Annotated in this window: 6 protein-coding genes; 3 read left to right on the top strand and 3 right to left on the bottom strand. The window is 72.5% G+C overall.

What is annotated here, in order from left to right; all coding sequences use genetic code 11:
* The 3 genes from K7G61_RS34190 to K7G61_RS34175 form a co-directional block, all read left to right on the top strand.
* Positions 1 to 3,253 (top strand): type I polyketide synthase (locus K7G61_RS34190; protein ID WP_225851044.1); only part of this gene is annotated, 3,253 nt, incomplete at its 5' end.
* Positions 3,250 to 5,502 carry a cytochrome P450 gene (locus K7G61_RS37175; protein ID WP_308190794.1) on the top strand — a complete coding sequence of 751 codons (2,253 nt, stop codon included), beginning with the start codon at positions 3,250 to 3,252 and terminating at the stop codon, positions 5,500 to 5,502. The genes K7G61_RS34190 and K7G61_RS37175, both read left to right, overlap by 4 nt.
* The gene (locus K7G61_RS34175) at positions 5,502 to 6,665 is read left to right on the top strand and encodes a macrolide family glycosyltransferase (protein ID WP_225851043.1); all 1,164 of its coding nucleotides are present in this window, start codon (positions 5,502 to 5,504) and stop codon (positions 6,663 to 6,665) included. The genes K7G61_RS37175 and K7G61_RS34175 overlap by 1 nt, the downstream gene beginning before the upstream one ends.
* A gap of 1,471 nt (positions 6,666 to 8,136) precedes the next feature.
* Here the strand turns inward: K7G61_RS34175 and K7G61_RS34170 are convergent.
* The 3 genes from K7G61_RS34170 to K7G61_RS34160 all read right to left on the bottom strand — a co-directional run bounded on the left by K7G61_RS34170 (position 8,137) and on the right by K7G61_RS34160 (position 11,029).
* Positions 8,137 to 9,573: a family 43 glycosylhydrolase gene (locus K7G61_RS34170; protein ID WP_225851042.1), complete on the bottom strand. Its 1,437-nt coding sequence runs from the start codon at positions 9,571 to 9,573 to the stop codon at positions 8,137 to 8,139.
* 74 nt (positions 9,574 to 9,647) lie between these two features.
* Positions 9,648 to 10,802: an LLM class flavin-dependent oxidoreductase gene (locus tag K7G61_RS34165; RefSeq protein ID WP_225851041.1), complete on the bottom strand. Its 1,155-nt coding sequence runs from the start codon at positions 10,800 to 10,802 to the stop codon at positions 9,648 to 9,650.
* A gap of 92 nt (positions 10,803 to 10,894) precedes the next feature.
* Positions 10,895 to 11,029, bottom strand: coding sequence for a class III lanthipeptide (locus tag K7G61_RS34160; RefSeq protein WP_225851040.1), 135 nt, complete (start codon positions 11,027 to 11,029; stop codon positions 10,895 to 10,897).
* Between the last annotated feature and the right edge of the window lie 40 nt (positions 11,030 to 11,069).

Here is an 11,069-nt window from a genome sequence, read left to right as displayed (position 1 = left end):
TGCGGCCATGGTGCCGGTGCGGGTGCCCTCGTATCCCTTCCAGCACCAGCACTACTGGCTCCAGCCCACCACCCCGTCGGAGGGCCTCGACACCCCCGACCACCCGCTGCTGCGATCCTTGGTGAAGCTCCCCGACGGGCAGGGCGTGGTGCTGACCGGGAAGCTCTCCGCGTCCGTCCACCCGTGGCTGGCCGAGCACACCGTGCTCGGTTCGACGCTGCTGCCCGCGATGGCGTTCGTGGACATGGCCGTCCACGCCGGCGAGCACACGGCCAGCCCCGTTCTGTCCGAACTGGTCCTGGAGGCGCCGCTCGTGCTCGCCGAGCGCGACGGTGTGCACGTGCAGGTCACCGTCGGCGCGCCCGACGACACCGGACAACGGCCCGTCACCGTCCACTCCCGCACCTCCGCCGAGCCCGACGAGTGGACCCGCCACGCGACCGGGGTGCTCGGTCCGGCGGCGGACGGGGTGACACGGGCGGCCCGGGCGGCCGTGCTCGGCGCGGACGACAGCGAGTCCGTGCCGATCGACATCGGCGCGCTCTACGACCGGCTCGCCGAAGCCGGTTACGAGTACGGGCCCACCTTCCAGGGGCTCACCGGCATCCGGCGGCACGGCGAGGACCTGCACGCCGAGGTGAGCTTCCCGGCTGACCCCGCGGAGTCGACCGGTTACCGCCTCCACCCCGCGCTCCTGGACGCCGCCATACAGCCGCTGACCCTGCTCGCCGGCCCCGCCGGCCCCGCCGGCCCCGCCGGCCCCACGGCCGACGACGGCGACGTCGGCGGCAGTCCGGCGCGGCTGCCGTTCTCGTTCTCCGGTGTGTCGGTCACCGGGTCGGCCGGGACGGTCCGCGTGGTGCTGCACCCGACCGGGCCGGACACCTACGCGGTGCGGATCAGCGACGCCGCCGGGACGCCGGTCGCGAGCATCGACGAGATCGTCCTGCGGCCGGTCGAAGCGGCGGGCCTCGGCGCCGGCCGGCGGCCGAGCACGCTGTTCGCCGTCGACTGGACCCCGATCGCGGCACCGGACGGCCCGGACACCGAGACGGTCTTCCACGAGGTCGCCGGCGAGGGCGAACCGGTCGCGGCCGCCCACACCGTGACCCGGGAACTGCTCGGCACGGTCCGGGAGTTCCTGGCCACCGACACGTCGGCCCGGCTCGTGGTCCTCACCGGCGACGACCTGGCCTCGGCCGCCGCCCGCGGCTTCCTGCGCAGCGTGCACAGCGAGAACCCCGGGCGGATCCTGACCGTCGCGCACGACGGCACGGCAGCCTCGCGCGCGGCGATCCCCGCCGCGGTGCGCGCCGCCGTGAGCGACGGCGAGCCCGAGATCCGGTTGCGTGACGGAACCGCCCTCGTGCCCAGACTGGTGCGGGCCGCCCCGGCCGCTGCGGCAGCCCCGGCCGGGCCCTTGGACGGCACCGTGCTGATCACCGGCGGCACCGGCACGCTCGGCACCCTGGTCGCCCGGCACCTGGTCGCGCGGCACGGCGCCCGGCACGTGGTGCTCGCCGGCCGCCGCGGCGCCGAGCCGCAGGGGCTCAGGCAGGAACTGGGCGCCGCCCTCACCGTGGTCGCCTGCGACGCCGGTGACCGCGGGGCGCTGAGGGATCTCGTCGCCACGATCCCCGACCTGCGGGCCGTCGTGCACGCCGCCGGGGTCGTCGACGACGCCGTGGCCGGATCGATGACACCGGAGCAGATCGACACGGTACTGCGCTCGAAGGCCGACGCCGCTTGGCACCTGCACGAGGCCACCGAACACCTGGACCTGCGCGCGTTCGTGCTGTTCTCCTCGGCGTCCGGGGTGTTCGGCGCCCCCGGGCAGGCCAACTACGCCGCCGCGAACGCCTTCCTCGACGCGCTGGCCGAGCACCGGCACGCGCGCGGCCTGCCGGCCACCTCCCTGGCCTGGGGTCAGTGGGCCGAGTCCAGCGGCATCACCGGGAACCTGACCGGGGCCGACCACCGCCGACTGGCGAGGACCGGGATGCTGCCGCTGGCCACCGAGCAGGCCCTCGACCTGTTCGACACCGCCCTGGCGGGCGGACGCCCGGCGCTGGTGCCGGTCCGCCTCGACCTCGCGGCGATCGACACCCCGCCCGCACTGCTGCGCGCACTCGCCCGCCCGCGGCGCGCGCCGGCCCCGGCGGCCGGCCCCGACGACCTGCGGGCCAGGCTCGAAGCCCTGCCCGAGCCCGAGCAGCGCGCCCTGCTGCTCGACCTGGTCGTCACGCACAGCGCGAGCATCCTCGGGATGACCCCCGGCGGGATCGACGACCCGCGTCAGCCGTTCCGCGACCACGGCGTCGACTCGCTCACCGCCATCGAACTGCGCAACCGACTCAACGCGACCACCGGGCTCCAGCTCCCGGCGACCCTCGTCTTCGACTTCCCGACGCCGGAACAGCTCGTCAACCACCTCTACGGGCAGCTGTGCTCGCCGGAGAACCGGGTCGCCGGGCCGATGGAGCGCCTGCTGCGCAAGGCCGTCGACGTCGGCCGCGCGCAGGACGGCCTCGACCTGCTGGCCACGGCGTCCCGGCTGAGCCCGGCCACCGACACGCCCAAGGCCGAGGCGGTCGCCCTCGCGGTCGGCTTCCTCCAGCCGTCGCTGGTCTGCCTGCCGTCCGCGCTGGCGTCCAGCGGCATCGAGGAGTACGGGCGCTTCGCCGCCGCGCTGGAGGCCACCCGCGACGTCACGGCGGTCACCCTGCCGGGCTGGGCCGGCGATCCCCTGCCCACGGACGCCGACGTCCTGGTCCAGGCATTGGCCGAGGCCGTGCCGGCCGTCACCGCGCCGGTGCTGGTCGGCCGTTCGGTGGGCGCGTGGCTGGCGCTGGCGACCGCCGGGGAAATGGAACGGCGGGGGGCCCGGCCCAGCGCCGTGGTCCTGATCGACGGCTACCCCGACGACGTGCCGGGCGTGCTCACCGGCATGCTCGACGCCGGCCACCAGGTCCAGCCGGTCGACGACGACCGGCTGCTGGCCATGGGCCGCTACCTCGACCTGGCCGGCGCCCCGGAGCCCGTTGCCGCGCCGGTGCTGCTGGTCACCACCGGGAAGCGCTCGTGGCCCCGGATGTCCACCACCGCCCAGGACGTGATCACCGTCGCCGGCGACCACTTCACCGTACTGGAGGAGCACTCCGCGGCCACGGCGCTGGCCATCAGCACGTGGCTCCTCGACTTCAGCGGGTACGGGGCCGGGCTGTCCGCACTCAGGGGAAAGGACGACGCATGATCTGGGACAACGTCTACATCGGCGGGACGGGGCGATATCTGCCGCCCCGAACGCCCGCGACGCAAGCCGTGCCGGACACCGAGACCATGCGGCGGCTGCTCGCGCTGTCGGACTTCGTGTCGTTCACCCGCTCCGACGACGTCACCGAGCACGCGATGGCCGTGCACGCGGCGATCGGGGCCCTGCGCGAATCCGGCCTCAGCGGCGCCGACATCTCGATGGCCGCCTACGCCCAGATGGACCACCAGGACCACATGGCGTCCTCCTGCCACCTGCAGCGTGTCCTCGGCCTCGGCCACGCCCTCGTCTACGAGGTCGAGGCGACCAGCAACGGCGGCTCGGCCGCGCTGCAGTCCGCCGCCGCGCACCTGGTGGCCGACCCGGCCGCGACCGCGACCCTGGCCACGGCCACCGCCCGGTTCCTGCCGCCGCGGTGGGAACGCTGGCAGCCCACCATCGGGATCTTCCTGGCCGACGGCGCGGTCGCGGCCGTGCTCAACCGCGAGGGCGGCCGGGCGCGGCTGATCGCGACCGCCAACAGCGCCGCGACCCAGATGGAGGTCCTCGCCACCCCGACGATCCCGGACCCCGAGGGCCACCGCAACCGTACGCCGATAGAAGTCACCGGCCTGGCCCCGTACCTGACGCTGATGAGCGGCGCACTGGTCACCGCGGTCGAGCAGGCCGCCAAGGAGGCCGGCGTCGGCATCGCCGACATCACCAGGTTCGTCGTCACCGGTCTGGGCCTGGCCCAGCTCGAGGTCGTCGTGCTGGAGCCGCTCGGCATCGACCTGAGCCGCACCACCTGGCCGATGCTGCGCGAACTCGGCCACGTCGGGCCGTGCGACCAACTGCTCGGCCTGGACCACCTGCTGCACGACGAGACCCTCAAGCCCGGCGACACCATCATGGCGATCGGCCTCGGCATGGGCTCGCGGTTCACCGCTTCCCTGCTGGAGGTCACCGAGCCGCCCAGGCCACGGACCACCACCACCTTCACCGAGCCGGCGCGCGCGCAGGGCCCGACGGCCGACGCGTACGTCATCGACCCCTCGGGCGGCGACATCTTCGGCGAGGCCACCGCCTTGCGCGAGCGCGGCCCGGCCACGCCCATCGTACTGCCCGGTGGCGTGCCGGCCTGGGCCGTTACCGGGCACGACCTGGCGAAGAAGCTGCTGCTCGACCCGAAGGTGTCCAAGGACGCGAACAAGCACTGGCCCATGTGGCGCGACGGCGACGTCCCGCCGGACTGGCCGCTGATCATGTGGGTCGCGATGCAGAACATGTTCACCGCCTACGGGGCCGACCACACCAGGCTGCGCAGCCTGGTGGCCAAGGCGTTCACCCCGCGCCGCATCGAGGCGATGCGGCCGCGCGTGGAGGAGATCACGGCCGGCCTGATCGCCGACCTGGCCGCGGTGCCACCGGGGCAGCCGGTCGACCTGCGCGCACGATTCGCGTTCCCGCTGCCGATCCAGGTGATCACCGGCTTGTTCGGGGTGACCGCGCAGACCGGCGCGGACCTGCGGCGGCTGGTGGACGCGGTGTTCAGCCTCGACGCGGACCCGGCAGGCGTACAGGCCGCCTCCGGCGAGCTGTACATGCTGCTCAAGGACCTCGCCGCGGCCAAACGGCGCGACCCCGGCGACGACATGACCAGCGACCTGATTGCCGCGCAGGAGGCGGACGGCACAAGACTGTCCGAGCGGGAACTGCTGGACACCCTGCTGCTGACCATCTCCGCCGGCTTCGAGACGACGGTCAACCTGCTCGACCACGCCGTCCACGCGCTGGCCACGCACCCGTCCCAGCTCGCCCTGGTCCTGTCCGGGACCAGCACGTGGGAGGACGTGGTGGACGAGACACTGCGCTGGCAGGCGCCGGTGCCGAACCTGCCGCTGCGGTACGCCGTGGCGGACATCTCCGTGGACGGCGTGCGGATCCGCAAGGGCGAGGCGATCCTGCTGTCCTACGGCGCGGCCGGCCGCGACCCGGCCCGGCACGGGGCCGACGCGGAGGACTTCTCCGTCACCCGGCCGTCGCGGGCCGACCACCTCACCTTCGGGCACGGCGTGCACTACTGCCTCGGCAGCCCCCTGGCGAAACTGGAGGCGACGACGGCGCTGTCCGCGCTGTTCTCCCGGTTCCCGCGGCTGCGGCTCGCCGTCCCGCCGTCGGAACTCGAACCGCTGGGTTCCTTCTTCACCAACGGACACAAGACCCTGCCGGTCATCCTGGAGGAGAGCTGATGGCCCACTTCGCCTTCGTGAGCGCGCCCGCGTCCGGGCATGTGAACCCGACCCTGCCGCTGGTCGAAGAGCTGGTCCGGCGCGGTCACCGGGTCAGCTACGCCACGGGACCGGCCACCATGGACGGCCCCGTCGCCGCCGGGGCATCGCCGGTGACCCTGCCCTCGCAGCTACCGCCCGACATGGCGGCGCGGGGCGAGTTCACGGCGGACCAGCTCGCCGTGACGCTGGAGTACTACCTCGACGACGCGCGGGTCTCCTTCCCCGTCCTGTCCGAGCACTTCTCGGCCGACCCGCCGGACGCGGTGTGCTACGACTCGGTGACCTTCACCGGGCGCATGCTGGCCAACCTGCTCGGGGTGCCGGAGATCTCCCTCGTGCCGACCTTCGCCGAGAACGAGTCCTTCTCGGCGGCGCAGGTCTACTTACCGGCCGACTTCGACCACACCAACCCCCGGCTGGTGGCCGCGATCCAGGACATGGGGAAGTTCGCGCAGGGCCACACCTTCCTCGAGGACCCGAACCTGATGTTCGGCCACGTGGCCCCGACGAGCCTGGTGTTCATCCCCCGCGAGTTCCAGATGTCGGCAGAGACCTTCGACGAGCGCTTCCACTTCCTCGGGCCGTCGCTGAGCAGTCGGCAGACCGCCGAGGAGTGGAGCCCCCGGTCGCAGGCTCCGGTGCTGCTGATATCGCTGGGAACCGTCTTCAACGACCGGCCCGAGTTCTACCGGACCTGCATCGAGGCGTTCGGGGACAGCGACTGGCAGGTCGTCATGGCGGTGGGCGGACTGGACCGGGGGTCGCTGGGCCCGATCCCGGCGAACGTCGAGGTGCGCGCGCACGTGCCGCAGGTGGCCGTGCTGCGGCACACCGAGGTGTTCCTGAGCCACGCCGGGATGAACTCGGTGATGGAGTCGCTGTACCACGGGGTGCCCTTCGTGGCGGTGCCGCAGATACCGGAACAGCGGGCGATCGCCCGGCGGGCGGAGGAGCTGCAGGTCGGCCGGACGCTCGCCGAGCCGACCGTGCAGGGCCTGCGCGAGGCGGTCCGGGACGTCCGGTCCTACCGGCCCCGGGCGGCGGGCATGAGCCGGATCGTGCGCGGCGCGGGCGGCGCTTCGAAGGGGGCGGACGTCCTGGAGAAGCTGCTGACGCGGTAGCGGCCGGTTTCCACCGGGCACGCCGCACCCGCATCGCCGGTCGCCGGTGTCGCCGGTCGCCGGCCCGCGGACGGTGTGCGTGCGGCCTGCCGGCCGACGTAGTGGCCGGCAGGCCGAGGGCACAGGGCGTGCCGTGCGCGTCTCGTACGCCCTGTCTGCTCTCGCACGCCCTGTGCACAGGGTTGGCATGCCGGGTTTGCCACGGAAGGGTGAAGCACGCGCCGATTGGCGGCTGACACGGTCGGCGAAGCAGTCGCCGTCGTCGCTTTCGACTGGCCGGCGGAGGAGCGGGCACCGCCGGGTGCGCCGGACTGGGCGGGCCTCGATCGCGGAAGGCCGCTGAACGGGCCCGGGCACACGTGGGGAAGCCGTGGTGCCTGCTGCCCGGAGGGATCCGGGCAGCAGGCACCACCGCGGGCCGTGTCAGGAGTTGCAGTTCCCCACCACGTTGTCGTGGAAATACTCAGCGCCGTCATCGCGCGCCGCTCCTGGATGTTCGCCGCCTTCGCCCCCGCTCCCGTCCGGGAGCGTGGCCCGCCCGGCCTGGGCGGTCGGGGCTGCCGGGCGGGCCACCGGGTCAGAAGGCGAATCCGGCGGTGACCCCCAGCCGCGGAGTGATCCCGCCCAGCCCGAAGGAAGGCATCAGCCCGCCGGACACGAAGCTCACGCCGCCGTCGCGATAGGAGAAGTACGAGGCGCCGACGGTCAGCCCGCCGGGCTGCCAGGGCGTCCGCGCGGTATCGCGGCCGAAGGCGGGCTGCCTGGTGGCGGGGCCGCCGGTTCCGCACTCGCCCCTCGCGGCCGATCCCCCCCGTGTCGGTGCGCGCAGTCTAGTGACAGCGGTGGGCGTACGGGGCCGGTTCGCGGCACATCGGCCGTGTCCGGACCGGACCGGGCTTCGCCCGCGACGATCTCGTCGATGAGCTTCTCCGGCGCGAGATCGGCAGCGGAGTACGGGTCGTCGAGAGCTGGAACTCCACCGCGGCTGCACCCGCTGGTCACCGGTACGACGCCGGGCGAGGCGTACATGCCGCACGTCAGCGCCCCGCAGGTGGACTCGACCGGCAAATGCGTCGCCGTCAAGGCGATCAGCGGCGGATCGATCGGCTACCGGCCGCTGGACACCCGGACCAGCAGGACCGACGCGAACTTCGGCGCCTGGGTCGCGCAGATCCGCAGCGCCGTCAACGCCGGGCAGATGCCGCCGCAGATGGCCACCACCGCCACGGACTTCTACAACATGTTCTTCCGCGGCTGGGGCGACACGGAGGGTTCACTGTTCAACGGCGCTCCGCCCATCTGGCAGCAGGTCGACATGGCCTTCTGCTCGGACGGCAGCGTCAAGTCCGTACAGAGCGTGCCCAACAGCGACGACGACCCGCAGAACAGCCTGGCCGCGCAGAGCTGCATGCCCAACGAAACCTCACGCGGGGGCGGCCCGAGTCGGGGCCGCACCCGCGTGCCGTGGGTGTCAGGACACGTACGGCCAGCCGTTGGTGTCGTAAAGAAGGTAGTTGATGCCCAGGAAGGACGCGCCGTTGTCGGCGTAGTAGTGGTAGTCGAGGATGTCGTGATCGGTGTCGGCGAAGGCGCCTTCGCCGCCGGGGCCGTGGATGCTGCCGTGGCCGGCGAGGATCTGGGTGCCGCCGCCGGCGGTCATGGCCGTGCCGTTGCTGTCGGTGTACGGGCCTGTCACCGTCGTGGAGCGGCCGACCATGATGCGGTAGGTGCTGGACGCGCCGCGGCAGCAGTAGTCGAACGACACGTACAGGTAGTAGTAGCCGCCGTGGTGGAAGATGTACGGCGCCTCGATCGGGCCACCGTTCCGCCCTGCGATCGAGCGCATGGTGGTGTCGGCACGCAGGCCGGTGGAGGGGTCGAGTGCGATCATCTTGATGCCGGACCAGAAGGAGCCGAAGTCCAGCCACCACTTGCCCTGGGCGTCGACGACCAGGTTGGGGTCGATGGCGTTGAAGTTGTCCGAACCGCTTGAGGCGATGACCGGACCGCGGTTGGTCCAGGTGCCGGGGTCACCGCTGGGGCTGGTGGCCAGGAAGATCGCCGAGTGGTTGGAGCCGAACGTCGAAGCCGCGTAGTACATGTAGTACTGGCCGTTGTGGTAAGAGAGGTCCGGTGCCCACAGACTGCGCGAGTTGTTGGTGTACGCGTAGGTCCAGGAGGCACCGCTGGGGAAGGCCGAGCCGGTGTTGTGGAAGGCCGTGCGGTCCGGCGACGTCTTCAGGCCGATGTCGTTGCCGGTGTACGCCACCAGGTAGCCGCCGTTCGGCCGCTTGACCATGGACGGATCGTGCACGCCGGTGTCACCGGTCACAGCCCCCGGATCGGGGTACCCGCCGGATGAGCCCCCCGTGGTGCCGCCGGTAGTGGTGGCACCGCCGCTGGTGGTCCATTTCTGATTGGCGGCGCCGTTGCAGGTGTAGAGCTCGATGGGGGTGCCGTTGGCTGTGCCGCCGGAGGTGGCGTCGAGGCAGAGCCCGGAGGAGGCACTGGTGATGGTGCCGTCGGAGTTGACGTGCCACTGCTGGTTCGTGCCGCCATTGCAGGTCCAGATGTCGACTTTCGTGCCCGCCGTGGTGCCCTTCTGGTAGGCGTCCAGGCACATCGAGTCGTTGAACACCCGCAGTTCACCCGTTGACGTGACGTCCCACTGCTGGTTCGACCCGCCGTTGCAGTCCCACAGTTCCACCGCTGTTCCGGCGGCGGTGGAACTGCCGGTGACGTCGAGGCAGCGGCCGGAGGCGGTGCCGATGACGGTCGAGGTCGCCGCGGAGGCGGTACCGGTGGTGTGCCAGACCACCGCTGCGGCGCCGGTCAGGATCAAGGCCAGTGCCGAGAGGATTCGCAGCAGACGGCCCGATGGGGAGGAGCGGGCGAGGGAAGGAGTCATCGAGGTCTTCCTCCATGTGTGTGGGGGGATGGTGGTGCCGTGCGTGTGCGGGCAGTGGCAGCGCCCCATGCCGGTCACGTACGACGCGGCGGCCCGGACGCCCGTCGCCCCGTCACCGCGCCGGACCGGAAGTGCGGGATGACCTTCTCCCCCCACTGCCGGATGGTCTCCAGGCACACCTCATGGGGCACGGTTCCCATCTGCACCAGGCACATCACCTCGTCCGCCCCCGCGTCCGCCAGCTCCCGCACGCGCTCCACCGCCGCCTCCGCCGTGCCGTAGGGGTGGTCGGTGTTGTAGGCCGCGACGTACTCGGGCCGGAAGGGGACCCCGCAGGCGTCCAGCTCGTCGAGGATGTCCCGTTCGGCGCCCCGCAGGGCCCGCTCGCCGTCCATGACCGGATCCTGCCGGGGCGGCCTGCCCCCGCCGTACCAGTGCCGCGACGACTCGACGAAGAACTGCTGGCCGCGCAGGCCGACGGCGCGCGCCCGTGCGGCGTCGTCGAGGACGACGGTCGGGCAGACGACCGCGAAGTGGTCGTTCACCGCGGGGGACAGCAGACCCTCCGGTGTCCGTCCGGCGCGCGCGGCGTCGTACACGGCCCGCCTGCGGCGGGTGATCCCGGGGCCGCCGAAACCGAGGACGAGGGCCCCGAGGCCCAGGGTGGCGGCGGTCCGCAGCGTCTCCTCCTTGCTGCACGCCAGGAACAGGGGCGGGTGCGGCTCCTGCAGGGGCCGGGGGAAGACGGATCCCGGGCCGATGTCGACGGACCCGTGCCACTCGAAGCGCTCGCTGCGCCAGATGCCGGTGAGGATGTCCAGGGCCTCGCGCACCTGCGGGCGGGCGGCCTCGCGGTCGACGCCGTAGAGGGCTGTCTCCTGGTCACTGCCGCCGTGCCCGGCACCGATGTCGAGACGGCCCCCGGACAGGACGTCGAGCATCGCGGTGCGCTCGGCGACGCGCACCGGGTGCTGGTAGGCGAACGGCATCGTCACGACCCCGTGCCCGATGCGGATGCGTTCGGTGCGGGCGGCCACCCAGGTCAGGAAGACCTCGGACGCGCTCATGTGCGAGTACCACTTCAGGCCGTGGTGCTCCACGGCCCAGACGCGGTCGAATCCCATCCGGTCGGCCAGCACGGCCTGCTCGACGCAGTCCAGCAGCATCTGCCGTTCCCGTGCCGGGGTGGGCTCGGAGAGCTGGCCCACGAAGAAGAGGGAGAATTCCACGTCGTCCTCCAGACTCGCGGTGCGCCGGCCCCGTCACCGCCCGGGGGCCAGGACGGCCGCCCCGGCCCCCAGGCGTCAGCAACAGGTGCCGATCAGAATTTCGTGCAGCCGGTGCTCGCGGTCGTGCTGGTGCACAGCCCGGAGGCGGCGAGCCGGTCGTGGGTCGGGGTCTCGCTCTCCAGCAACTGGAGGGCCAGCACTTCTTCCATCACCTGGATGTCGGCCATGGGCGTCGTCCTTCCTTTCCTCGACTTTCCTCGACTTTCC

It is taken from the genome of Streptomyces sp. HPF1205 (assembly GCF_020400825.1).
Taxonomy (GTDB): domain Bacteria; phylum Actinomycetota; class Actinomycetes; order Streptomycetales; family Streptomycetaceae; genus Actinacidiphila.
The sequence above is the reverse complement of the archived record's forward strand: the minus strand, read 5'-3'. Positions and strand labels throughout refer to the sequence as shown.